Source organism: Paenarthrobacter sp. TRD_SC_7 (assembly GCF_056156245.1).
Genome location: NZ_CM149587.1, coordinates 3394347 through 3419309 on the forward strand (window position 1 = coordinate 3394347; position 24963 = coordinate 3419309).

21 protein-coding genes and 1 riboswitch are annotated in these 24963 nt (G+C 63.4%); of the genes, 8 read left to right on the plus strand and 13 right to left on the minus strand.

Translation table 11 applies throughout. The features are described 5' to 3' along the window. Positions 1 to 35: 35 nt before the first annotated feature. The 3 genes from AC0J5Z_RS16380 to AC0J5Z_RS16390 all read left to right on the plus strand — a co-directional run bounded on the left by AC0J5Z_RS16380 (position 36) and on the right by AC0J5Z_RS16390 (position 2595). On the plus strand, positions 36 to 878 hold the full coding sequence (locus AC0J5Z_RS16380) for an SGNH/GDSL hydrolase family protein (RefSeq protein ID WP_475034244.1): 843 nt from the start codon (positions 36 to 38) through the stop codon (positions 876 to 878). A gap of 44 nt (positions 879 to 922) precedes the next feature. Next, positions 923 to 2098: a winged helix DNA-binding domain-containing protein gene (locus tag AC0J5Z_RS16385; RefSeq protein ID WP_475034246.1), complete on the plus strand. Its 1176-nt coding sequence runs from the start codon at positions 923 to 925 to the stop codon at positions 2096 to 2098. A gap of 62 nt (positions 2099 to 2160) precedes the next feature. Then, positions 2161 to 2595 carry a hypothetical protein gene (locus tag AC0J5Z_RS16390; protein ID WP_475034250.1) on the plus strand — a complete coding sequence of 145 codons (435 nt, stop codon included), beginning with the start codon at positions 2161 to 2163 and terminating at the stop codon, positions 2593 to 2595. 38 nt (positions 2596 to 2633) lie between these two features. Here AC0J5Z_RS16390 and metX read toward each other — a convergent pair whose 3' ends face one another. Continuing rightward, complete coding sequence (metX, locus tag AC0J5Z_RS16395) at positions 2634 to 3755, minus strand: homoserine O-acetyltransferase MetX (RefSeq protein ID WP_475034252.1); 1122 nt, start codon at positions 3753 to 3755, stop codon at positions 2634 to 2636. 15 nt (positions 3756 to 3770) lie between these two features. Further along, positions 3771 to 3887, minus strand: a riboswitch (SAM riboswitch). Between the two features lie 162 nt (positions 3888 to 4049). Continuing rightward, on the minus strand, positions 4050 to 5390 hold the full coding sequence (locus AC0J5Z_RS16400) for a bifunctional o-acetylhomoserine/o-acetylserine sulfhydrylase (RefSeq protein WP_475034254.1): 1341 nt from the start codon (positions 5388 to 5390) through the stop codon (positions 4050 to 4052). A 202-nt stretch (positions 5391 to 5592) separates the two neighbouring features. On the opposite strand from AC0J5Z_RS16400, the gene AC0J5Z_RS16405 reads away from it, so the two are divergent. Next, on the plus strand, positions 5593 to 6231 hold the full coding sequence (locus tag AC0J5Z_RS16405; RefSeq protein ID WP_026005588.1) for a VOC family protein: 639 nt from the start codon (positions 5593 to 5595) through the stop codon (positions 6229 to 6231). A gap of 118 nt (positions 6232 to 6349) precedes the next feature. Here AC0J5Z_RS16405 and AC0J5Z_RS16410 read toward each other — a convergent pair whose 3' ends face one another. After that, the gene (locus tag AC0J5Z_RS16410; RefSeq protein WP_475034256.1) at positions 6350 to 7123 is read right to left on the minus strand and encodes a CPBP family intramembrane glutamic endopeptidase; all 774 of its coding nucleotides are present in this window, start codon (positions 7121 to 7123) and stop codon (positions 6350 to 6352) included. An 88-nt stretch (positions 7124 to 7211) separates the two neighbouring features. Between AC0J5Z_RS16410 and AC0J5Z_RS16415 the strand changes: the two genes are divergently transcribed. Beyond that, complete coding sequence (locus AC0J5Z_RS16415) at positions 7212 to 7892, plus strand: histidine phosphatase family protein (protein ID WP_475034259.1); 681 nt, start codon at positions 7212 to 7214, stop codon at positions 7890 to 7892. Between the two features lie 26 nt (positions 7893 to 7918). On the opposite strand, the gene AC0J5Z_RS16420 is transcribed toward AC0J5Z_RS16415, so the two are convergent. From AC0J5Z_RS16420 to AC0J5Z_RS16440, 5 genes are read right to left on the minus strand one after another with little or no spacing between them, the layout of a single operon-like run. After that, positions 7919 to 8710 (minus strand): DeoR/GlpR family DNA-binding transcription regulator, encoded by a 792-nt coding sequence (locus AC0J5Z_RS16420; protein WP_419201601.1) that lies wholly within the window; start codon positions 8708 to 8710, stop codon positions 7919 to 7921. Between the two features lie 23 nt (positions 8711 to 8733). Further along, the gene (locus AC0J5Z_RS16425; RefSeq protein WP_475034261.1) at positions 8734 to 9588 is read right to left on the minus strand and encodes a class II fructose-bisphosphate aldolase; all 855 of its coding nucleotides are present in this window, start codon (positions 9586 to 9588) and stop codon (positions 8734 to 8736) included. Continuing rightward, positions 9570 to 10538: a 1-phosphofructokinase family hexose kinase gene (locus AC0J5Z_RS16430; RefSeq protein ID WP_475034263.1), complete on the minus strand. Its 969-nt coding sequence runs from the start codon at positions 10536 to 10538 to the stop codon at positions 9570 to 9572. The genes AC0J5Z_RS16425 and AC0J5Z_RS16430 overlap by 19 nt, the downstream gene beginning before the upstream one ends. Next, a complete protein-coding gene (locus tag AC0J5Z_RS16435) occupies positions 10535 to 11470 on the minus strand; it encodes an ROK family protein (RefSeq protein WP_475034265.1) in 936 nt (311 codons plus the stop codon). Before AC0J5Z_RS16435 ends, AC0J5Z_RS16430 begins: the two co-directional genes overlap by 4 nt. Before the next feature lie 9 nt (positions 11471 to 11479). Next, entirely contained in the window at positions 11480 to 12397 is a 918-nt protein-coding gene (locus AC0J5Z_RS16440; protein WP_475034268.1) for an SIS domain-containing protein, read from the minus strand. A gap of 275 nt (positions 12398 to 12672) precedes the next feature. Between AC0J5Z_RS16440 and AC0J5Z_RS16445 the strand changes: the two genes are divergently transcribed. Then, positions 12673 to 17070, plus strand: a complete 4398-nt coding sequence (locus AC0J5Z_RS16445) for an endo-alpha-N-acetylgalactosaminidase family protein (RefSeq protein WP_475034270.1) — start codon at positions 12673 to 12675, stop codon at positions 17068 to 17070. 65 nt (positions 17071 to 17135) lie between these two features. On the opposite strand, the gene hutI is transcribed toward AC0J5Z_RS16445, so the two are convergent. Continuing rightward, entirely contained in the window at positions 17136 to 18368 is a 1233-nt protein-coding gene (gene hutI, locus AC0J5Z_RS16450; protein ID WP_475034272.1) for an imidazolonepropionase, read from the minus strand. 11 nt (positions 18369 to 18379) lie between these two features. Next, complete coding sequence (locus AC0J5Z_RS16455) at positions 18380 to 19477, minus strand: NAD(P)/FAD-dependent oxidoreductase (RefSeq protein ID WP_475034275.1); 1098 nt, start codon at positions 19475 to 19477, stop codon at positions 18380 to 18382. A gap of 121 nt (positions 19478 to 19598) precedes the next feature. On the opposite strand from AC0J5Z_RS16455, the gene AC0J5Z_RS16460 reads away from it, so the two are divergent. Beyond that, entirely contained in the window at positions 19599 to 20315 is a 717-nt protein-coding gene (locus tag AC0J5Z_RS16460) for an AAA family ATPase (protein ID WP_475034278.1), read from the plus strand. Positions 20316 to 20428: 113 nt separating this feature from the next. Here the strand turns inward: AC0J5Z_RS16460 and AC0J5Z_RS16465 are convergent, their stop codons facing one another. Together AC0J5Z_RS16465 and tdh are read right to left on the minus strand one after the other, a co-directional pair. Beyond that, positions 20429 to 21622, minus strand: coding sequence for a glycine C-acetyltransferase (locus AC0J5Z_RS16465; RefSeq protein WP_475034280.1), 1194 nt, complete (start codon positions 21620 to 21622; stop codon positions 20429 to 20431). A 47-nt stretch (positions 21623 to 21669) separates the two neighbouring features. Next, on the minus strand, positions 21670 to 22716 hold the full coding sequence (gene tdh / locus AC0J5Z_RS16470) for an L-threonine 3-dehydrogenase (protein ID WP_475034282.1): 1047 nt from the start codon (positions 22714 to 22716) through the stop codon (positions 21670 to 21672). 108 nt (positions 22717 to 22824) lie between these two features. On the opposite strand from tdh, the gene AC0J5Z_RS16475 reads away from it, so the two are divergent. Next, positions 22825 to 23751 (plus strand): LysR family transcriptional regulator, encoded by a 927-nt coding sequence (locus tag AC0J5Z_RS16475; RefSeq protein ID WP_475034284.1) that lies wholly within the window; start codon positions 22825 to 22827, stop codon positions 23749 to 23751. A 10-nt stretch (positions 23752 to 23761) separates the two neighbouring features. Here AC0J5Z_RS16475 and AC0J5Z_RS16480 read toward each other — a convergent pair whose 3' ends face one another. Then, positions 23762 to 24955 (minus strand): Gfo/Idh/MocA family protein, encoded by a 1194-nt coding sequence (locus AC0J5Z_RS16480; protein ID WP_475034287.1) that lies wholly within the window; start codon positions 24953 to 24955, stop codon positions 23762 to 23764. Between the last annotated feature and the right edge of the window lie 8 nt (positions 24956 to 24963).

Sequence of the window (24963 nt, forward strand, 5' to 3'; positions counted from 1 at the left end):
TACGGTGGCGTAGGGTCGCCGTCACGGGGCAGTATATGAGCGTGAGTGAGAACAATCATTCGTTGATACCCGGCGAGCCCCTTCAAAGCCACCCTTGGAGCCGTTATGTGGCACTTGGTGACTCGTTCACGGAAGGCATCGGCGACCCAGAGCCCATGAACCCCGGCGGGTACCGTGGCTGGGCGGACCGGGTTGCTGAGGAGCTGGGCCGCGGGCAAGAAGATTTCGCCTATGCCAACCTTGCTATTCGTGGCCGGCTGCTGCAGCAGATCGTCGACGAACAAGTAGGCACCTGCCTTGAGTTGCAGCCGGACCTCGTGTCGATTTCCGCCGGCGGAAATGACCTCATCCGCCCCGGAGGCGATCCTGACCTATTGGCCGAAAAGCTCGATGCCGCGGTCGCAGAGCTGAGCTCGGGCGGCGCCACCGTGGTGCTGTTCAATGGTCCGGACACGGCAGCATCAGTCCTGGGGCGCATTCGCGGCAAGGTGGCCATCTATAACGAGAATCTCCGGACGGTGGCCGCACGCCACGACGCCATCATTGCGGACATGTGGTCCTTGCGGCAGTTGGCGGATCCCCAGATGTGGGATGTGGACCGCCTGCATTTCTCGCCGCTGGGCCACCACACCATCGCCATGATGGTCCTGGAGGCACTGAACGTCCAACACACGCTGGAGCCCCTGATGCCCAAGGCCCTTCCGCCGCGCACATGGCGTGAGGCCCGATCCTCCGACCTCGTTTGGGCTCGGGAGTTCTTTGTCCCGTGGGTGATCCGGCGGCTTCGGCACCAGTCCTCAGGCGACGGCATCACGCCAAAGCGTCCGACGCCGGGACCCGTCTTCGGCTCCACGGGCACTTTGCTGCCGCGCCGCTGACGTGACGCCGGCTGCTGTGATGTCCATGCTTCGTGAGGTCCGCCGTGCCGGGTGACAGCTCGATGCATTCGGAGACTATTCGGAAGATTCGGTTACGGCGGCAGCAACTGCGGGCGCCCTACGCCGGGAGTCCCGGGGATGTGGTCCGCAATCTCCTGGCCGTCCAGTCCCAGGAGTTTCCCTATGCGAGGTGGACGCTTGCGCAGAGAAGCTCCGCCAGCGCTTCATCGATGGTCACGGCGGCAGACATTGAAAAGGCCGTAGCCGACGGAACCATCCTGCGGACGCATATCCTCCGGCCCACATGGCACTTTGTGCACCGGGACGACCTCGGCTGGTTGATGGCATTGTCCGCGGATCGCCTGCAGCAAGGCAACAAGGGCATGTACCGCCAAACAGGAATCGACAAGGACTCTGCTGCCAAGAGCGGCCGGCTCCTGGCCGCTGCCGTGGCGGACGGAGCCCACAAGACGAGGGAGGAACTGGCCGAAGTCCTGGGACAGTCCGGATTTCCCAGCAAGGGGCTGGGCTTCATTTACCACCTCATGCACGCGGAAATCAGCGGTGTCCTGGTCAGCGGCTCCCCTGTCCGCTCTGCAGGGGGCGCCCTGAAACAGACGTATGCCCTGTTCGACGAACGGGTTCCGCACCCGGTCCTTTCACCCCTGACCGGGGAGGTCCGCGAACAGGCTCTTGGATGGTTGGCGCTCCGGTACTTCACCAGCCGGGGACCCGCCTCCGTCAAAGACTGTGCGGCATGGTCCGGGTTGACCATGAAGGACGTAAAGAGGGGAATCGAGGTGGCGGGTGACATGTCGCCCGGGATCTTGGGCATTGTCCATTTTGATGATCTCGAGTTTCACCTGGCCTCGGAGGAAGTGGAGACTTTGACCACCGTAGACGACCCTCCGCAGGCTGATGACTCCGGGCTCCCCCGCATTGACCTCATCCAGTGCTACGACGAATATGTGATGGGCTACTCACAGTCCCGGCACTTCCTTGGCGGAACGGCGCCGTACTTCCCCGAGGACAACGGCCCCATGCATGTGGTCCTGCTGGACGGCAGGTTGGCCGGATGGTGGCGCCACGGATTCTCCGGGGGAACCTGCGAACTGGACGTCCGGATGAACAGGCCGGCAACTGCGGAGGAGCAGGCGGCTTTGCAGTCCGAGGTGGACCGCTACGGCCGGTTCCTCGGCATGGAGACCAAGCTGGTCTGAGGTAGCCGTATTGGTTTCGCTGGGCAGGACTAAGCTGGGATGAGACCTAGGAGGCCTGCACTGTGAACAATCTGATCTTCTGGATCATCGTCTGCTCGTGGCTGATTCCGCTCGGGATCCGCATGTATAACCGCTCCCGGGCGCGTCGGATCCAGAATGACAACTTCCGCGGCCCCGGCTACCCGCAGCAGAATCTGCCCGGCCCAGGGTATCCGCCGCACAATTACCCGCAGCAGAATTATCCAGGTCAGGGATACCCAACGCAGAATTACCCCGGGTCCCCGTCCGAGCCGACCGTCATCCGACCCGCGGATGAAACGCCGCAGGCCGGGCCGCCGTCGAACCCCTCATCCCCTGCACCGTTCCCCTCAGCGGGCGCTTCGGAGCCGCAAGGTTACCGCGCGCGGAAGCTGGCCGAGCTGGACGCGAAATTCAGCAACGGCGAGATCGCCATGGAGGATTACATGAAGCAGCGCGGCGAAATCATGAACGGCTAAGCTGCCCTGGATTGAGCAGCATCGATCAGCCTTGAGGCTTAGGCGAAGAACGCTTCGCGGAGCTGCGCTGACAGCTGGCCGATTTCGGTGAGGAAGCCATCGTGTCCAATCGGCGCCTCAATGAGGTGGACCGGCACATCGCCAGGGAGCGCCGCGGCAAGTTCCCGCGACTGTGCCGGGAAGTAGAGCCTGTCGCTGTCCACCGCCGCCACGAAGAACTCAGCCGTAGTTCGCGACAACGCCTGCTCCAGCGGGCCGCGGCCACGCGTGACGTCATGGGACATCAGGGCTTCGGTGATGGCGATGTAGCTGTTGGCATCGAAACGGCGGACCAGCTTTGTTCCTTGGTGGTCCAAGTAGCTTTCCACCTGGTAGCGGCCACGCTCCCCCAACACTGCGGCGGCGAGCGGCGTCTCTTGGTGTTGGGCTTCCCTGCCAAAGCGGAAGTCCAGTTCCAAGGCTGAGCGGTAGGTGATGTGGGCGATGCGCCGGGCCAGTGCCAATCCATGTTCAGGGGCAGTTCCGCCGTAATAGTCGCCATTATTGAAGTTCGGGTCCTGCCTGATGGCCAAGGTTTGGGCCTGCGCGAAGGCAATCTGCTCGGCCGTGCTGTAGGCGCCCACCGAGATGACGGCGCACCGTTTCACCCTCCCAGGGAACGTCACAGCCCATTCAAGGGCCCTGGCGCCGCCCATTGAACCGCCCAACACGGCGTGCCAGGCATCGATTCCCAGGGCATCGGCGAGGCGCGCCTCAGCCTCCGTGCTGTCGCGCAGCGTGACCAACGGGAAACGTGAGCCCCAAGGACGTCCGTCCGGCGCTCCCGATGATGGGCCGGTGCTGCCATAACAGCCGCCCACGATGTTGATGGAGATGACAAAAAACTTGTTGGTGTCGATGGTGGCACCCGGTCCAACGAGTTGCTCCCACCAACCTTCCTCGTCGGTGGCTCCACGGGCTACGTGTGTACTGCCCGTCAGCGCGTGCTGGATGAGCACGGCATTGGAGGCATCGGCGTTCAGCTGCCCCCAGGTCTCATAAGCGAGGACAACGTCGGGGAGGAATCCGCCGGCTTCAAGTTCCAGCGGACCGATGCCGGCGTACTTGACGGTTCCGTCTTCTTCTCCGGATTTTGGGAGGGCTGTAGCAGTAATGGTCATTCCTTTGACACCTTAACCTCGCGCTTGCCCGTCGCCTTGCGTGCGAACAGGCCAGGTCTTCACCCGGGGCACCCCGCCGCGGAGGAGGGTTGCCGGCCAGCAAGCCGGGGCTGTGTGCTGGCACTCATGACCTAATACGAAGAGTCTAGGAAATGGAGGGCGGTTCTGGCGAAGAATGTGACAACAGTGTGACGGTTTGGGGTGTCTTCGTTCACGAACGGGCACCAGGAACTGCCGCCCGGCGAATAATCGTCGACGCGGGCGGCAGCCGGGCTGAGACTTTGAGCCGCGGCGTTAGGCGCCCTTGGCGGCCCGGAAGCCGGCTTCGAGGTCGGCGATGATGTCATCCACGTGCTCGATGCCCACGGACAACCGCACCAGGCCGGGGCTGACGCCGGCTGCGAGCTGCTGTTCCACCGTCAATTGGCTGTGCGTAGTCGACGCCGGGTGGATGACCAGGGAGCGGACGTCGCCGATGTTGGCGACGTGCGAGTGCAACTCCAGTCCGTCCACGAAACGCTTGCCGGCTTCGACGCCGCCCTTGATGTTGAAGGCAACGATGGCGCCTGTGCCCTTGGGGCCGTACTTCCGGCCACGGTCATACCACGGGCTGGACGGCAGGCCCGCATAGGCGACCGATTCGACGTCGTCGTGGTTTTCAAGCCATTCGGCCACCTTGGTGGCGTTGGCAACATGGCGTTCCACGCGCAGGCTCAAGGTCTCCAGGCCCTGGGCAATGAGGAAGGCGTTGAATGGGGACACGGCAGAGCCGAGATCGCGAAGCAACTGGACGCGGGCCTTGAGAATGTAGGAGAGGTTGGCGCCCAACGCACCGTCCTTGCCGAGGTCCCGGGCGTAGACCAGACCGTTGTAGCCGGGGTCCGGGGTATTGAATCCAGGGAAGCGCTCGGGGTCCTTGCCGAAGTCGAAGTTGCCGGAGTCCACAATCACACCGGCGATTGCGGAACCGTGACCGCCCAGGTATTTGGTCGCGGAGTGGACAACGATGTCCGCTCCCCATTCGATGGGACGGATCAGGTAGGGCGTGGACAGGGTGTTATCGACGATGAGGGGCACGCCGGCTTCGTGTGCGGTCCGGGCGATGCCCTCGATGTCCAGCACGTCCTGGCGGGGGTTGGACACGACCTCACCGAAGAACAGCTTGGTGTTGGGCTGGACGGCGTCACGCCACTGGTCCAGGTTGTCCGGGTCCTCCACGAACGTGACCGAAATTCCGAACTTCTTCAGCGTGTGCGCCAGCAGGTTGTACGTGCCGCCGTACAGGCTGGGGCTCGCTACGACGTGGTCGCCGGCCTCGGCGATATTGAGGATGGCGAACGTCTCCGCGGCCTGTCCTGAGCTGAGCAAGAGGGCACCCAGTCCGCCCTCAAGGCTCGCGACGCGCTGCTCCACAGCATCCTGCGTCGGGTTGCCGATCCGGGTGTAGATGGGGGCGAGCTCGGCCAAGGCAAAGCGGTTGGCCGCACTCTCGGCGCTGGGGAACACGAAGGACGTGGTCTGGTAGATCGGAAGCGAGCGCGCTCCGGTGGCGGCGTCAGGCTCTTGGCCTGCGTGGATCTGGCGGGTTTCGAAAGACCATCCTTGGGACATGGAGTTCTCCTGTTCGTGACGCATGGGTTCGGCAGGCAATGTGATGCGGTGTGAGCTGGGGCCAGTCTAGGAATTGTCCGGAGGCCAGGACAGCTTTATGACGCCGGTGGAATCTTTCGGTCTTTTCGCGTCCCCCATGACGGCAACCGTCGCCGGTTATACACATCCCACCTTAGTTAGGCTTGACTTAGCTGAGACCCCGATCACAAAGTGCCAAGATGAAGCCATGCGCATGGATCACGTCTCTTACGCCTGTGAACGAGATGGCCTTTTGGCCACTACCGAACGAATTTCCGCGGCATTGGGAGTGGACGCTGTCCGGGGCGGAGTGCACCCGCGCTTCGGTACCCGGAACATGATCATTCCCCTTGCGGATAACAAATACCTGGAAGTGGTGGAGGTCCTGGACCACCCCGCTTCCGACAAAGCACCCTTTGGCCAGGCCGTCCGTGCCCGCTCGGCTGCCGGTGGAGGATGGATGGGCTGGTGCGTCGCTGTTGATGACCTGGCACCGTTCGAAGACCGCCTTGGCCGCTCCGCCGTTCCGGGCAACCGCAAGTTCCCTGACGGCCGCGAACTGGTGTGGCAGCAGATCGGCATCCTCGGCTTGATCGCCGATCCCCAGGTCCCGTACCTGCTCAAGTGGGAGGGCGATCCCTCGCTGCACCCGTCCAGGATCTACGAGAGCGACGTCAAGATGTCCAGCCTTACCATTGCGGGCTCGGCTGAACGCGTCACCGAGTGGTTGGGCGAGCCGGTGGAAAAGCCGCTTGAGGACGTGGCGGTCCAGTGGATGGCACCGCACGGCACTCCTGGCATCTTGGCTGTCACTTTCGAAACCGCCTCCGGAGCCGTCACCATCTGACCGTTCCATCCATCCGGGCTGGTCCCGGCCCCGGCCAGTCATGTCCGGGCTTAGCTTCGGCCGCCATCAGCGGGTGCCAACGACGTCACCCACCGATGGCGGCCGAATACTTTTAAGGTCAGCCAAGTCCCATTGCCTTGCCGAACAGGCTGAATCCAACGAACGCCACGATGTCCAGCAAGGCGTGGGCTATCACCAGGGGCATCACCCGCTTGGTCTTGGTATAGATCCATGCGAACACCAGGCCCATGACTACGTTCCCTATGAACGGCCCGAAGCCCTGATACAGGTGGTAGCTTCCCCGCAGGACGGCACTGACCACAATTGCCACCGGCATGCTCCACCCGAATTTGCCGAAGCGGTCCATGAGGTATCCCACCACGATCACTTCTTCCACGATCGCGTGACGCATGGCGGAGAGGATCAGCACCGGCACAGTCCACCAGTACGCGTCGAGGCCACTGGGGACAATTGCCGTGGTGATTCCCATGGCCCGGCCGGCGGCGTACAGGCCGAGTGAGGGGATGCCAATCGCAGCGGCCAAGCCAACACCTTGGAGAAGGTCCTTTCCGGGCCGGGCGAAATTGAACCCGAGCCGGGCGAATGCCGAGCCGCCCGCGCCTTCCCTGCCGGCGGGTGCATTGGTGGACAGGAAGTAGAACACCAAGGCCACGGGCACCAGAGCGAACACGATGTCCAGCAGTTGGTACGTGAGGTCAAAGTACTCGCGCGTGCTTTGCGACCTGTTCAGGGTTGACGTGGCATCGGCCAACGGTGCACGCGTCATCTTGTCCAGCAGCTGCACTACGGAGTAGACGGCTGACTGCCCCAGGGACAAGCCCAGCACAATAAGTACTTCGGCGCGCAGCCGGCGGCGGGAAGCAAGGAACATGTACCTATCTTGCCCTCACTACCTGCCACTTTGCCGGGAACCGGCCACCTTGCCGGACCACGCGTGGCAGCACCCTATGCTTGGTGGGATGGGTGCCCCTGAGAGAATCTTCATGATCCGGCACGGCCAATCTGCCGCGAACGCCGACACGTCCATCTATAACCGTGTACCGGACTACCGGATCCCGCTGACGGAGCGCGGTGTGGAGCAGGCACGGCTTGCCGGGGAGGACTTACGCCGGAAACTCGATGGAGAGCAAGTCTGCGTGTACGTTTCCCCCTACCTGCGCGCCTACCAGACACTCGAAGCCATGAACCTCGGTCCCCTGATCGAGCGGGTGATTGAGGAACCCAGGCTTCGCGAGCAGGACTGGGCCAACTTCCAGATCGCCGGAGAGATCGAGGACCAAAAAGAACTGCGTAACCTCTACGGCCATTTCTTCTACCGGTTCCGTGAGGGCGAGTCCGGCTCGGATGTCTATGACCGGGTGTCATCCTTCATGGAGACGCTGTACCGGCACTGGCAGAAGCCCACTTACGCACCGAACACGCTCCTGGTCACGCACGGGCTGACTATGCGCTTGTTCTGCATGCGCTGGTTTCACTGGACGGTGGAGTACTTCGAGTCGCTCAATAACCCCGACAACGCCGAGCTGCGCACCCTGATCAAGAACGACGACGACCAGTACAGCCTGGATGTACCGTTCAGCCAGTGGGTTCCCCGCGAAGTAGACGACTCAGTGCTGCACGCGCCGAGGGTGCGTTTCTAGCCGGGCAAGCCGTGGCGGGCGCAACCTCAGCCAGCAGGTGCCACGATGACTTCCGTGCCCTTGGCTTCGAACGCAGCTTTGTGCTCCGCGCTGATGCCGGAGTCCGTGATGAGGTGCCTGAAGTCGTAGCCTGCCATGGCGGCAAAGGAGCGGCGGCCCACTTTGGAAGAGTCTGCCACGACGTAGGACTCCGTGGCACGGCGTGCCATCACGGTATTGACCATGGCTTCGCCTTCGTCGGTAATGGTGGGGCCGAGGTCCGGGTCCACGCCGTTGACGCCGATGAATGCAATATCCAAGGCAACCTTTTGCATGATGACGTCGGTGTAGGGACCCACCAGCTCATAGGAGCGCGGGTTGAGGATGCCGCCGGTGACCATGATCTTGATGTTCGGACGGACCGCAAGCTGCGAGGCGATGTTGATCGCGTTTGTCACCACGGTAAGGGTCGGCCGGTTTGAAGGTGCGTTGAGGTCCTCGCGGGTGGACAGCAACTGCGCCAACGCGGTGTTGGTGGTTCCGCCGCTGAGGCCAATCACGGCACCAGGGCGGATCAACGCCGAAGCGGCCAAGGCGATCTCCTGCTTCGCCTCAGCATGGTCGTCACGGTTGTAACGGCCCGGCAGGTCGTAGGCAACGGACCCCGTTGTTGCGCCACCACGGGTGCGACTGAGCAACCGCTGTTTGGCAAGGCTGTCAAGATCCCTGCGGGCCGTGGCAGGTGATACGCCCAGGCGGGTCACGATGTCCTCGACTTCCACATGGCCGGACTCGGCCAGGAGGTCGAGTATGGCAGTGAGCCGATCGGTGCGGGTCATGACAAGCCTTTCGCGGGTTCCAGCTAATTCGCTTTGGCGAACAGCGTCAGCATACGTGCGGACTCCAGCACAAGGGCATCCCGGCCGGCCTTGATGTATTTCCGGGAATCCACCACTGCAGGGTTGGCATCGAGGTACTCACGGACGGCGCGGGTAAAGAACCCGTTCAAATGTGTGGATACGTTGATCTTAGTCATACCCGCTCGGATAGCGGCTATAAGCATGTCATCTGTCACACCGGAGGAGCCGTGGAGGACCAGTGGTTTTCCCACCGCGGTCTTCAGCCTGGTGATGAGCTGCAGGTCCAGGGCGGCGCTGCGTTCGGTCATGGCATGGGAGGAGCCGACAGCAACGGCCAGCGCGTCCACTCCTGTTGCCTCGACGAATGCGTGGGCCTCGGCTGGGTCTGTTCGGACACCGGGAGCGTGGGCTCCGTCCTTGCCACCCACTTTTCCGAGCTCGGCCTCCACATAGACACCACGCTCGTGGGCGTACTTGGCCACGCGTTGTGTGACTTCCACGTTCCACTCGTACGGCAAATGGGCGCCGTCGTACATGACGGAACCGAAACCAAGGTCCACTGCTGCAAGGGCGAGGTCTTCGGATTCTGCGTGATCCAGGTGAAGGGCAACGGGCACGGCGGCTGACCGGGCGATTGCCAGGGCTGCCGACGCAATGGGCTCGAGTCCACCGTGGTACGTGGCGCAGTTCTCGGAAATCTGCAGAATTAGTGGAACACCGGCCGCTTCGGCCCCTGCCACCAAGCCTTCGGCAGTTTCGATATGGATGATGTTGAATGCGCCTTGGCCTGTGCCTGCGGCGGCGGCCCTGTCCATGAGTTCCCGCGTGTTGACCAGGGTCACCGGGTCTCCTTCCATGTCACGATCAATTGGTCTTGAAGGTCCTGGTACCGCGGCGAGATTTCACCCGCGGCAGGCATGAGCACGGCCGCGGCTGACCAGGCGGTGGCCCGACGAAGAATCTCACGGGGCTCGGTGATGCCTTCGGCGAGTGCGACGGCGGCAGCGGCCACACCGGCGTCGCCCGCCCCTGTGGGGTTGCCGCTGAGCGCTTCCGGCAGGCGGGCGCTCCAGTAGCCGCCCGGGGCTGCGTGGTCGAAGGCGAGCATGCCGTCAGCGCCGGCGCTGACGAGGACCGTGCGGGCACCCATGTCGATCAGTGCAAGAGCGGCTGCCTCCAGGCTGGACTCCCCCGTCGCATCGGCCAGCTCGTGATGATTCGGTTTGAGGATGTCGGCGCCGGCTTTGGCTGCGGCGATGATCCCGGGACCTGAGGTGTCGATAATGGCGGGGATACCGGCGTCGTGGGCCAGGCGCACCAGTTCCGGGTAGAAATCAGCGGGAGCGCCCGGCGGCAGGCTTCCCGAACCGACCAGGACGGAGGCCGGCAGGTTCCGGTTTCCGCTCACGGCCTCAACTACGGCCATCCGGAGTGAGCGCCAGTCATCCGGCAGGAGTGCTTGGCCCTCCTCATTGAAGATGGATGTTTCCCCTGCGACAGTGTCCACCAGCGCGATGCTTCGGCGGGTTTCGGCGGCCACTCCCACCAGGGTGTGCGGTACGCCGCTGGTCCACAGTTCAGCTGCGAGGGTCTGCCCTGCAGCACCGCCGGTGGGTGCAATGGCGAGCACGGGGTATCCGAGCTGGTGAGTGACACGGGCTACGTTAATTCCCTTGCCTCCGGCACGGCTTAGGGGCGTGGGCACGCGGTGGCTTGAGCCCTCGGTGATCCCGTGAACGGTGTAGGTCATGTCGATGGCCGGATTGGGAGTGACGGTGATAACACGGTTCATGTTTGCCCGCTTCATCGTGCGCCGCCCAAGAGTGCCCGGGCGTTCAGGGCAGCACCGAGCAAGCCGGCATCCTGTCCCAGCTGGGCTCGGATGAGATGGGGCCGACGCTGGAAGTCGAGAATCCCGTCAACCCGCTTACGAAGCGGCTCGAGCAGGTCATCGCCTGCTTCAGCGAGGCCTCCGCCGATCACCACGGCTTCTGTTCCAATGATGTTCACGCACTGGCAGATGGTGAAGGCCAGGGCATCCACGGCGTCGGCCCAAACGCGGGCAGCGATGGCATCCCCTGCGCTTGCCCTGCGCAGTACCCCGCGAGCGCCGTCCACCCTGTCTCCGGACGCCTGATGGTAACGCCTGGCGATGGCCCCGGCTGAGCCCACCGCTTCCAGGATCGTGGAGCCCGCGGCGCCAGGGGCAGCATCGGGGTCCGGAACCTGGGCATGGCCGAGTTCGCCGGCGAAACCTCCCGCAGTGACAGCCCTACCGCCTGAGAAGACGGCAGCGGCGATGCCGGTTCCCACCACCATCACCACAACGTCGTTGAATTCCTTCGAACCGCCGAAGCTGTGTTCCACGGCAGCTGCGGAACGGACATCGTGGTCGAACGCCACCGGGATCCCGAGCCGTTTTTCAGCTTCGGCCGTGAACGGGAAGTTACGCCATCCGAGATTAGCGGAGTAGATACCCACACCGGCCACGGAGTCCACGATTCCGGGAACAATAATGCCGGCGGCCCGGGCGGGTGAGCCCGGGAACTCGGAAGCCAGCTCGGCAGCAAGCTCAGCGAGCCTGTCCAGGACCGCTTCGCCGGGGCGGGCCGGATCCAACGGCGTAGGGACGCGGCGCATGCCCAGGACGGTCCCCTGGGCGTCCACCAATCCAGCCTTGATGTCCGTCCCGCCGACGTCGAATGACAGGACCGCTGATTCCGCGGCTCCGAGGACCATGTCGGTTGCCTAGGCGGAGGCGTCGAGAATAACGGAGCGCGTCAGGTTGCGGGGCAGGTCCGGATTCAGTCCCCGGACGCGTGCACGCTCCAGGGTGACTTTGTGGACACGAGCCAGTTCAGCCAGCGGGTGCTTGTCCGTGTGGATGTAGAGGGCGCCGGTGACGGCCATATCACTGTCCAAGCCCTCGGGCTGGGTTCCGAACAGCCAGGTGACGCGGCCGGGGGCAGCTATGGAGATGGGACCGTGCCGGTATTCCATTGCCGGGTAGGACTCGGTCCAACCCTGCACGGCTTCGCGCATCTTCAGGCCGGCTTCGTGGGCCAGTCCAACCGTCCAGCCGGTGCCGAGGAAGGTGAACTGTTCCGCATCCAACAATTCTTGGGAGACGGGAGCAGTCACTGCATCACGGGCATCCTCAATTGCCTGCTGCACATCGATACCAAGGCTGGTCAGCATGTAGACCAATGCTGTGGTGGCGAAGCGGGTCTGTACCACGGAACGCTCATCGGCGTATTGGAGGCCAACCACGGCGCCTGCCAGTTCAACGATCGGCGAGGAGGTGTCCCCGATGATCGCAACGGTGGGGACGATCCCCTTCAGCTCAGACAAGATCTCCAGCACCTCAGTGGTGGTGCCTGACCGCGTGATGGCCACAACGGCGTCGTACTGGCGATCGGCACTGTTGCTGTTCAGGAAAGCCTCGGATGCAGCGAACGCGTCCGTTACCCCCTTGCCGGCGGATTCGCGGGCGGCAGCATAGCTCTGGGCCATGAACCAGGACGTGCCGCAGCCGATCACTGCGATGCGTTTTCCGTCTGCGGGAAGCAGTTGTTCGGCGCGGGCCTGCTCGACTGCCCGCTGCCAGACCTCGGGCTGGGAAACCAGCTCTTCGTCCATGAAGGCGCCCAGTGTGTTCTCGCTCATCGTTTGTTCCGCTCCCGCTCAGCTTAATGACGTTTTCTGATCTATAGAAACACTAAACGATCATTTTCGATCTCACAAGGATCATTCCTGGGCGAAGACCGCTCATTAACTGTGCGCGGCCGACGCGGTACTCAGATCAAGGAAAGCGTGTGCTGAGATGTGCAATTTAGTTAATTGCTTGTTAACTCTTGTCAACTTCTGTCTCATGCAGCAGTGTTGGACGAGTCCGCAAGAACATGATCGTTACTCGCTCGGAAAAATCAAGAAGGAGCATAATGCCCGGCTTGTCCTCCTCCAGACGCCTTGCCTCGTTGAGCTTGGCCTGCGTCGTCGCCTCATCCTCACTAGGGCCGGCAGCTCTTCAGCCCGCCACCGCGGCACTGTCTACCCAACCGGCAGACATCGTCAGCGCCGCAGACACTGCCACCATCACGTCCGGCAATCTCCGCGTGGACGTCGCCACCACATTCCCGCAGGTCCTCGGCTATACAGACGCCGCCACCAAGGCGCGCCTCGACGGCACCACAACGCGGCTAAGCACGGTCACCCTCAATGGCGCGGAGTACACGGTCTCCGGAACATCCGCCGCCTCTGGAAAAGACGCACGGGACTACGTCCTCACTGTGCCCGACTTCGGCAACACTGTCATCAAGGCCCGGCTGTCCGTGAAGAAGAACGTGGTCTCGTTCAACGTCACCGAGATCAAGGACTCCACGGAGTACCTGGTGAAGACCCTGCAACTCCCCCGCCTCAACCTGGTTACGGTAGGCTCCACGCAGCCCGGCGCCCAGGTGTCCACGGCCAACCTTTCCGTGGACCGGAGCGTGACGGGAGACGAATTCACGCCTATCACCGCGTCGACTCCTTTGGATGCCGCTGCCAAGAGTTCGGCCTACGCGCTGGCCAACACAGCAACCCTGGGTGCCGCCGTCGAATCCAACGCCCTCTACGACACCTCTTCCGGCCCCGGAGCCAAGGACCGGGGCCGCTTCTGGCGCCAAGCCGTCAGCGACGGTGCCGGCGGAGTGACCATGGGGCTTGCCAGCGGCCAATGGCTGTACCGCGCCGACGGGGCAACCGCCACCGAGGAGCTTCCTTGGACGCGCCTGGCCATCACCCCTGACGCCAACGCCGACGGCGGCGTGGACTGGCAGGACGCCGCGATCGCCATGAGGTCCATCCAGGTCAGCCCCAACAAGGGCGAACAGACCCCGGACAACGTGATCACCCATATCCCGTTCAACTTCGCCTCGCAGGCAACCCACCCCTTCCTGCGGACCTTGGACGACGTCAAACGCATCTCCCTGGCAACGGACGGGCTCGGCCAGGTGGCCATGCTCAAGGGCTACACCAGCGAGGGCCACGACTCCGCCAACACCGATTACGGCAACAACTTCAACACCCGCGCCGGCGGCCTCAAGGACTTGAACACGCTGGTCAAGGAGGGCAAGGACTGGAATGCCAGCTTCGGCGTTCACATCAATGCCACCGAGATCTATCCTGAGGCCAAGTCCTTCAGCGAAGATCTCCTCCGGGCGGACAGGGGCTTGGGCTGGAACTGGCTGGACCAGTCGTACTACATGAACCAGCGCGAGGACATCAACTCCGGCAAGCTGGCCCAGCGCATCAAGGAGCTTCGCGAGGCCACGGACAAGAACCTGGACTTCGTCTACGTGGACGTCTATTACGAGTTCGGCTGGCTCGCCGAAAGGCTGCAGCAGGAGCTGGTGAAGAATGGCTTCCGGGTGGGCTCCGAATGGGCTGACCATCTGTCCCGGAACAACACGTGGTCCCACTGGGCAAATGACGAAAAGTACGGCGGCTCCACCAACAAGGGCATCAACTCCCGGATCCTCCGCTTCATCAACAACACACAGTCAGATGTCTGGAACCCGGACCCCAAGCTCGGCGTGAGCCACATTGTGGAGTTCGAAGGCTGGACCGGACAGAACGACTTCAACGCCTTCAGCGAGAACGTGTGGACCGCCAACGTGCCGGCGAAGTTCCTGCAGCACCACCAGATCACCAAGTGGACCGCTGAGCGGATCGACCTCGCCGACGGTGTAGCTGTCACCGGAAACACCGCCGAAGAACGCAACATCACCGTGGGCGGAACCTCCGTGTTGCAGGGTGGAACATATCTGCTGCCATGGTCCTCCAAGGAAAACGCCAAGGCTGACAAGCTCTACCACTACAACCCCGCCGGTGGCGCGAGCACGTGGACACTCACCCATGAGTTCGCGAAGTCCGGCTCGCTTGAACTGTTCAAGTTGACCGACAACGGACGCGTGAAGGTGGCCGACGTCCCTGTGATCAACGGACAGGTCACCGTCACCGCGGACGCCAAACAGCCCTACGTCCTGGCTCCCAAGAACAACAAGGCAGATCTGCCCAAGGATGCCGCCTTCGGCGAAGGCACAGCCTTCAACGATCCCGGATTCAACAGCGCAGACCTCTCCCCGTGGAACCCCGCCGGCATCGTCGCCCAGGTTCGCGACGACAAAGGCCGCCGCTTCGCCGAGATGGGCGCAACGCCGTCGTCGATCAGCCAGGACATAAATCTGGACGCCGGAACCCAATCCGTTAGCGCATGGGTTGAAATCCAGCCCGGCAAGACCCGGCCCACCACGCTCTCAGTCGATATCAACGGTGAGACCGAAAGCGTCACCATCGATTCGTCCAACGCCGAAAACTACGTGGCTGGTGACGAGAAGCACGGGACTGCATTCCAGCGTGTACGGGTGCTCGTAGACGTGCCGCGGAACAATACCGCAGCGAAAGTCACCGTCACGGCGGCCGACGGCGATGCAACAGTCCGCGTGGATGACTTCAGGGCGGTCAAGACCACCCGGGTGGCCACCACAGGCGTGCTGGGCGAGGACTTCGAAAACGTGGATCAGGGCTGGGGACCCTTCGTGAAGGGCGACGCCGGCGGCTCGACGGACCCGCGTACGCACATCGCCGAACGTAACGAACCCTTCACCCAGAAGGGCTGGCACACCAATGTGATCGACGAAGTGCTGGACGGGACGTGGTCTCTGATCGCACACGACGAAAACCGCGCACCCAACGGCGGACCGGGCATGGTCTACCGCACCACCGAGGCCAGGGTGCCGTTCCAGGCGGGCCACAAGTACAAGGTGTCCTTCGACTACCAGAACTCCAAGGCAGGGCAATACGCCTGGGTTTCCGGTTATGATTCGCAGGCAGGTCCGGCAGTAACTGGCAACCAGGCCATCGATGCGAAAACCTCAACCACGCGCTTCGAGCAGATCCTCGACACCGGTTTCTGCGGAGACTACTTTGTGGGGCTGCAGCGCACGGGCAGCGCAAATGGTTCGGACTTCACCTTGGACAACTTCCTGGTGGAGGACCTGGGCGCCTCGGACGCTGTCCCGGCCTGCGCGCAACTTTCGGCCGAACTTCAGGGTGATGCCATCCAGCAGGGGAAGGCGCAGGACTTCGTCACCACGTTTGCCTCCGACGAGCCTGCTGCCATCAGCGGCCTCGCCGTTGCGCTCGACCTGCCGGAGGGGTGGACGTCGACCCCCTCCACTCCGGCAACGGCTGCAACCCTCCCCGCCGGAGGAACACTCACCACCACGTGGAAGATCACCGCACCGGCTTCAGCCGATGGTGACTACCCCATCACCGCCAAAGCCAACTACACCGCTGTTTCCTCAGGCAGCAAGCCGGCCGGCAGCCGCACCATCAGCACCACCACCACCGTCCGGACGCTGCCCAAGCCGCCGCAGACCACCGTGTTCGCCAGCGACCACCCGTGGGTCAGCGCCACCAATGGCTGGGGTCCAGTGGAGAAGGACCAGTCCAACGGCGGCACCGGGGCCGGCGACGGTACGCCGCTCACCCTGAACGGCACGATCTACGCCAAGGGATTGGGAGCCCACGCCAACGGCACGGTCCGCTATTACCTCGGCGGCTACTGCACTGCCTTCACCGCGACAGTGGGCATCGACGACGCCCAGCCGACGCGTGGCAGTGTGAAGTTCTCCGTGGTGGCTGACGGCAACACCAAGGTGACCACGCCTGTACTGGGGGCTGCCAGCGCTCCCCTGCCACTCACCGTGGACGTCACCGGCGCCCAGTACGTGGAGCTCGTAGCCCATGACGCCGGGGACTCCAACGGCAACGACCACGCTGACTGGGCCGATGCCAGGTTCACCTGTTCCTCCACATCCCAGGAACCGCCGGCGCCCGTCCTGTCAGGAACCGTTTTCGCCTCAGACCTGCCCTGGATCGGCAGCACCAACGGCTGGGGCCCCGCGGAACGGGACCGGGCCAACGGTGAGCAGAACGCCGGTGACGGACCAGCTTTGCGGCTCGACGGCGTCGTGTACCCGAAGGGAATCGGCGTCCACGCCGATTCACAAATCAGCATCGCCACCGAGGCCAAGTGCAACGCTTTCACCGCCGTGGCGGGAGTGGACGACGCCAAGCTGAACAAGGGCCTGCACGGTTCCGTGGTGTTTATTGTGAAGGGCGACGGGCGGGAGCTGCTGCGGACTCCCGTCCTCAGCGCCGACTCAGCCGCACTTCCCCTCACCGTGGACATCACAGGTGTCCAGAACGTCGAGTTGATCGCCGACAAGAACGGCGACGACGCTGGCGACGACTGGGGTGATTGGGCGGACGCGAAGTTCAGCTGCGCCTAGTCCCTTCCATCCCCCACAAAGAAGGGCGGTATTCCCACCGGAACACCGCCCTTCTTTGTTGTTTCCTAGACGGCGCGCACGCCCGCCCGCCACACCGAGTGCGTCAGCGGGATTCCAGGACGGTAAGCCAGGTGCGTAGCCGACGGCGCCTTCAACATGTGCAGGTCAGCGCGATGTCCGACGGCGAGCGAACCCACCGCCCGTTCGCCGTCGACGTCGTTCCCTGACTCCCTGCCCAACGCCAAGGCGCCGCCGTATGTCGCCGCACGAACGGCCTCGTGGACGCTCAAGCGCATCTGGAGCACAGCTGTAGTCACGCAGAACGCCATGGAGTTGGTGTAGGAGGTGCCTGGGTTGCAGTTGGCAGCCAGTGCGATCTGCACGCCGGCGTCCATCAGTTCACGGCCGGGTGCCAGAGGCTGGCGTGTGGACAGGTCACAGGCAGGAAGGCAGGTTGCGACCGTGCCTTTCGTGCCGGTCCCCGTAGCCGGATCCCAGCCGTCCCACGTTCCCGCGAGCGCCGCGACGTCCTTGTCCGAAAGGTAGTTCACGTGGTCCACGCTCGCGGCCGCGAACTCCACGGCGAGTGCAACGCCAGGTCCTTCACCAAGCTGGTTGCCGTGGACCCTTAGCCCCAGACCCGCGTTGCGGGCAGCAGTGAGGACCCGACGCGACTGGTCCTCAGTAAACGCACCGCGCTCGCAGAAGACATCAGCCCAGCGGACATGCGGCAGGACGGCCTCGAGCATTGGCCCGCAAACCAGGTCCGTGTATTCCTCGGGATCGGAACCGTTGGGGACCAAATGCGCGCCGAGGTAGGTGACCTCGTCCACTTCGGCTGCGGCGATGCGGGCGCTTCGGGCCTCGTTCTCGACGTCCAATCCGTAGCCGGTCTTGCTCTCCAGGTAAGTGGTTCCCTGCGAGACAGCCTCAGCCACGCGGTCCCGCACAAGGCGGGTAAGTTCGTCGTCGCTGACGCTGCGCGTGGCAACAGTGGTCACGGCGATCCCGCCGGCGCTGTAGCTTTCGCCGGCCATGCGGGCCTCGAACTCAGCGGTTCGGTCCCCTGCGAACACCAAGTGGGAATGTGAGTCGACCCAACCAGGCAGGATGGCGCGGCCCTCGGCGTCGATCTTTTCGTCAGCTGACGGGGCGTCCTTGCTGGACCCTATCCACGCGATGCGCTCGCCTTCGAACACGATCGCTGCGTCCTTGAGAACCCGGCGCTCCAGGTCCTGGGTCATTAGCTCACCAATGTTGGCGATGAGTGTGCTGTGTCCGTTCGTGTTTCCGCTCATGTCCCTATTGTTCAGCGCCGGATGGACCAGCGTACTGCCGAGAGCTGCTCCGCTGTCCGGGATTCCGGACTGTCGTCCTTTACCTCGCCGAGGATGAGTGCGGCCGCCAACTCCGCAATGGCGGATGACGTTTGGAAACCGTAGCCTCCTTGTCCGGCGAGCCAGAAAAAGCCGGGCGCTTCGGCGTCGAAACCCACCACGGGGATTCCGTCAGCCGCTTCTGTCCTGAGGCCCGTCCAGGCGCGGTCTACGGAGCGGATCCCCAAGGACGTGACGGTGTTGAGTTTGTTGATCAGCTTCTCCACGTCACCGGCGTAGGGCTTGGCATCCTCGGCTCCGCTTGGCACGGTTTCCGACGGCGAAATCAGCACCTGGTTGCCCTCAGCGCGGAAGTAGAACGTGTCATCAGCGGCACACACCATCGGCGTTTCCGGCGTCAACGGGTTCTCCACGTTCACAATCGCGGCGGTCCGCCGGTACGGTTGCAGCCCTAACTTCTCCACGCCGCTGATGACGGCCAGCTCGTCCGCCCAGGCACCTGCCGCGTTGACCACGACGCCGGACTGGAACCCTTCGGTGCCCGCGCCCAGCTGCCAGCCGCTCCCCAGCCGCTGGGCCGAGTGCACTTTGGCTCCGGTGATGATGTCAACGCCTGCGGCCTCGGCCGTCCGCCGGTGTTCCTCCAGCAACAGCGGGGCATCGCAGCCGAAGGAGCCGTTATCCAGTCCTGCGGCGGTGAATGAATCGGGATTCAGGGCCGGGCACAAACGCATGGCTTCATCGTGCGGGATGGGGTGCATGTTTCCACTCGCCTCGGCGCGCACGGAGTCCTCATCGCCTACAAGCATGAAGCCCCTTGGAGTGAGGATCGGCGTTGCTGCCTCTGCGTCCCGGGCTGCCAACATCTCGAGCGTGCGGATGGTCAGGGCTTGGACCACGGCCGGACCGTAGCTGGGGATCAGTTGCCGGGCGGAACGTGAGGAAGTATGGAAAGCCAGGGACTGCTCAGCCTCGACGAGGGCCACAGTGCACTTGCCTGCGAGCGCCGCGGCCAGAGACAGTCCGCCAATGCCGCCGCCAACGATTACCACGTCATAATTCGAAGCCATGGCTCCATCCTGTCAGACCCGATGCTCTCTCACATCCCACGCCCTTCCCGGCGAACGCCCTCTCACATCCCACGCCCTTCCCGGCGGCCTCAACGTCGGCCAGGGCTGCAACAATGACGGCATGCACCTCAACCATCCCATTCGACGAGTGGCAGAAGATCCCGCCAACGCGCTGGACCGCAGCCGTTGGCCGGCCATCCTGCCTCCGGTAACGCAGCTTCTGGAACAAGGTCTGGATCTGACTCCTGCAACCATCCTCGTAGGCGAAAACGGTTCTGGTAAGTCCACAGTGGTCGAGGCCATCGCCTTGGCATACGGTTTGTCACCGGAGGGCGGCTCAACGGGCGCCCGGCACACCACAAGGTCCACGGAATCCGAATTGGGCAACCACCTGCAACTCATCCGCAACGCCGGAAGCAGCCGGCGGGGCTACTTCCTCCGGGCTGAGACGATGCATGGTTTTTTCACCTATCTGGAGAAGAACCCCAGCATGTACGGCGACCTGCCCTTCCACGACATGTCCCATGGCGAATCGTTCCTCGAGCTCGCTGTCGACCGGTTTCGCGGACACGGATTATGGGTATTGGACGAGCCGGAATCAGCGTTGTCCTTCAATGGCTGCCTCAGCCTGCTGTCGGTCCTCAAGGAGCTGCTGGTTGGAGGCAAGTCCCAGGTCATCATGTCAACGCACTCGCCCCTGCTTGCCGCACTTCCGGGCGCCCAAATACTCGAAGTCGGGCAGTGGGGGTTACGTCCCAGGCAATGGGCCGACCTGGATCTGATCACCAACTGGCGCTCATTCTTGGACGCCCCGGAAAGATACCTTCGGCACCTTTAGGGCGGATGCTCTCTTACTTTTCTGAAGAAAGTGAGAGAGCATCCGGCCGGAAGCCCGAGGGATGTGAGAGAGCATCCGGCCGGAAGCCCGAGGGATGTGAGAGAAGGTTTTGCCTAGGCGACCGCGGCGCGACTCTTGACGAACGCCTGAACGCACGCTTCGACGTCGTCCGCGCTGTGGGCAGCGGAAAGCTGCACGCGAATCCGGGCCACACCCTTCGGCACCACAGGGAAGCTGAAGGCTGTAACGAAGACGCCATTGTTGAGCATTTCGTCGGCGACCTTGGCAGCCACCACGGCGTCGCCGAACATCACGGGGATAATGGCGTGTTCGCCGTCAAGGAGCTCGAAGCCTTCTTCGCTCATGCGGCGACGGAACAGCGCTGCATTCTCGAACAGGTGGGTTCGGAGCTCTCCGGATTCCTGCACGAGCTCGATCGCCTTGATAGTGGCCGCAACAATGGCCGGGGCGAGGGAGTTGGAGAACAGGTAGGGGCGGGCCTTCTGGCGCAGCATGGCGACGATTTCGCCGCGGCCGGAAACGTAACCACCCGAGGCTCCGCCGAGGGCCTTGCCAAAGGTGCCCGTGTAGATATCCACGCGTTCGGAAACACCAGCGTGCTCGGGGGTGCCTGCGCCGGTGGGGCCCATGAAGCCAACGGCGTGGGAGTCGTCCACCATGACCAATGCATCGTGCTTCTCGGCGAGGTCGCAGATGGCTTCGAGTGGTGCAAGGTAACCGTCCATGGAGAAGACACCGTCCGTGACGATGATCTTCCGGCGCGACCCCTGTGCCTCTACGAGCTTGGCTTCAAGGTCTGCCATGTCTTGGTTTGCGTAGCGGAAGCGCTTGGCCTTGCTCAGGCGGATGCCGTCGATGATTGACGCGTGGTTGAGGGAGTCCGAGATGATGGCGTCTTCGGGGCCGAAGAGGGACTCGAACACGCCACCGTTGGCGTCGAAGCAGCTGGAGAAGAGGATGGTGTCCTCGGTCCCCAGGAATGTGGAGACACGGGTTTCGAGTTCCAGGTGCAGGTCCTGGGTTCCGCAAATGAAGCGCACGGACGCCATTCCGAAGCCCCGCTCATCCATGGCGGACTTTGCGGCGTCAATGATGTCAGGGTGGTCGGCCAGACCCAGGTAGTTATTGGCGCAGAAGTTCAGGACCTTGTTGGCCGGCTGGCCGAGCTGGCCGGCGGCGATGTGGCTTGCCTGCGGGGAATCGATGTGGCGTTCGGTCTTGAAGAGGCCGGCTGTGCGGATCTCGTCCAGTTCGCCCTGCAGTTGGTCTTTGATGGCTGAGTACATGGGTGCTCCTAGAGTTTTTTGGGATCCGGGTTACAGTTCGGTCCGGGTTACAGTTCAGTCCAGTCCAGGACCACTTTGCCGCCGGTGCCGTTGCGGGCAATCTCGAAGCCCTTTTCCCAGTCCTTTGCGGACAGCTTGTCCGTAACGACGGCTGAGATGTTGCGGTGCAGCACAGGGTTGGAGGACAGCATGGCGCTCATGGCGTACCAGGTCTCGAACATTTCGCGGCCGTAGATGCCCTTAAGCGTGAGCATGTGGGTCACTACCTTGCCCCAGTCGATGTCGATGGACTGGCTGGGGAGGCCCAGCATGGCGATGCGTCCGCCGTGGTTCATGTTGTCGATCATCTCAGGCAGTGCCGTGGGGTGTCCGGACATTTCCAGTCCGATGTCGAACCCTTCGCGCATACCCAGTTCCTGCTGTGCTTCGCGGACGCGCATCTTGGACACGTCGACGGCGAGGTCCACGCCCATCTGCCGGGCCAGTTCCAAGCGCGGAGCGGAGACGTCCGTGATGGCGATCTTGCGTGCACCTGCGTGGCGGGCGACCGCGATGGCCATCAGGCCGATGGGTCCCGCGCCCGTGATGAGCACATCCTCGCCGACCAGCGGGAAGCTGAGGGCAGTGTGGACGGCGTTCCCGAAGGGATCGAAAATCGCGCCGAGTTCAGGGGTGACGGATTCATCGTGATGGACCCAGACGTTCGTCTCCGGAATAACGACGTATTCGGCGAACGCACCATCGCGCTGGACACCAACGGAGACGGTGTGGATGCACATCTGGCGGCGACCGGCACGGCAGTTGCGGCAGATTCCGCACACCACGTGGCCTTCACCGGAGACCCTGTCCCCCACCTTAACGTCGCGGACATCCTCGCCGATTTCCACGACTTCACCGTAGAACTCGTGGCCGGCGATGAGCGGTGTTTCGATGATGCCCTGCGCCCAGGCGTCCCAGCTCTGGACGTGGAGGTCGGTGCCGCAGATACCGGTGGTCATCACACGGATCTTGACGTCGCTGGGCCCCGCTTCGGGCTCGGGACGTTCGACGAGTTCGAACCCTGCGTGCGGTCCGGATTTGTAGAGAGCCTTCATGGAATTCCTCACTGGCTGGGGCTGCTGCACTGCTGCTGAGTCCATTAGAGCCCCGCCCACGATTTAGCACAACTAGATTCTTCTCAATCAACGATTTAGGATTTGCTAATGGAAATCCACCAGCTGCAGATGCTCCGGGAGCTTGGCGACCTTGGCAGCGTGAAGGCCGTGGCCGAAACACTCATGGTGACGCCGTCGGCCGTTTCCCAGCAGCTTGCCCTGCTGCAGAAGTCCGTGGACGTGCCGTTGACGCGCAAGGAGGGCCGGGCTCTGGTGCTCACCGATGCAGGCCGCGTGCTCGCCGAGGCGGGTGCCGCCGTCGTGAATGCCATGGCAGACGCGCGGGCAGCCATCGGCGCCTATCACGATGCTCCCGACGCGCCGGTCAGCGTGAGCGCGTTCCACAGTGCGGGGCAGGCGCTGTTTGCCCCGTTGGCGGCACTGTTGGCGTCCGACGGCGGGAAGTCACCCCGACTGCGACTGTCCGATGAAGACGTGGCCCAGGAAGACTTCCCGGGGTTGGCGGCACGGTACGACTTGGTTTTGGCGCACCGGATGGATAACAGCCCGCCGTGGCCCGGGGACAAAGTGGCGGTGATTCCGCTCGCGGACGAGCCTTTGGACATCGCGCTCCCCACGGCCCACCCGCTGGCAAACCGGCGCGAACTGGAACCGTCCGACGTCGTTGACGAACCTTGGGTGACCAGCCGCGATGGCTACTCCCCCGCTGACGTCCTCGCCGCCGTCGTGGCTGTCAGCGGGCGGCCTGCAGAGGTGCTGCACCGCATCAACGACTACTCAACTGTTGCTGCGCTCGTCTCCGCGGGTGGTGCGATCGGGTTGCTGCCGCGCTTCACGGCCCGCCGTGTATTGGACGCAGGCGTCGTTTTGCGTCCGCTCTCCGGCGTGAATTCGGTGCGCAAGATCGACATCCTGGCCCGGCCAGAAACAATGAAACGAAAATCGGTCATGACGGTTTGCGAGTCACTTCAAACCGTCATGACCGAGCTTATCGAGCTATCCAGCGCCCGCTAACCAAGCGCGGTCAGTCGCGGACCAGGGCGGGCTGGCCGGCATCGAAGTACTCCACCAGCTCGGCAGGGAGCTCGGGCACCTCGCGCGCTGAGCCGTCCCCCCGCAGTGATTCGGCCGCGAGGATGCCGGCCACCACAGCCTGGCGGGCGGCGATGGGGCTGGTCTGCGTTTTGCCGCCTTCGGACGCGAAGCGCAGGAATTCCTCGATCAAGCGCGGGTCCGCGCCGCCGTGGCCACCTTCGCCGTCCTGGATGGTGATGACCTCGTCCGGAGCGGCATAGCCCGGTGACCGACTGGTCCACACGTTGATGGTTTCGCCTGGCCCATCGCCAAGGTTCTCGATCCGCCCCTTGGTGCCGATGACGGTGTAATTGCGCCAGTAGTCGGGCGTGAAATGGCACTGCTGATACGAGGCCAGGACGCCGTTATCCAGCACCATGTTCATCATGGAGATATCCTCGACGTCGATCGACTCGGCCAAGTCCTTCTGCTCGGTGGGCGGCCAGTTGTCCAAGGAGAACCAGTCCCCCATGCGCTTGCCCGTGTTGTCAGCACGGTTGGCGACGTCGCCGTAGACAGCGAGATCTCCGACGGCGGCAACCCGCTTGGTGTACCCGCCGGCGAGCCAGTGGATTACGTCGATGTCGTGAGCACCCTTTTGTAGGAGCAGCGAGGTGACATTGGCGCGCTGGGCGTGCCAGTCCTTGAAGTAGTAGTCGCCTCCGTGGCCGACGAAGTGGCGGCACCAAACGGCCTTGACGTCGCCGATCCTCCCTTCTTCGATGAGTTGGCGCATCTGCACTACAACGGGCATGTGGCGCATGTTGTGGCCGACATACAGGCGCGTGCCGGTTTCGTAGGCCGTCTTAAGGATCAGGTCCGCCGCCTCCACTGTGATGTCCAGTGGCTTCTCACAGAAGGTGGGGATGCCCGCTTTGAGTGTTCGGATGGCGACGGCGGCGTGCTGGTTATCGGGGGTCAGGACCAGGACGGCGTCGATTCCGCTGGTCAGCAATTCCTCCAGGTCCCCAGTAACGCGGGCTGACGGAATGCGTTCTGCAGCGTCTGCCCGGCCACGTTCGCTGAGGTCACAAACAATGGTGACCTCCGAGCCTTGGCCCGGCTTGTGGGCGTGCTTCCACAGCCCTGAACGCAGGCCGAAACCCACGATGCCGACCTTCAAATCCTTTTCCATGGTGTGCAATTTCCTTC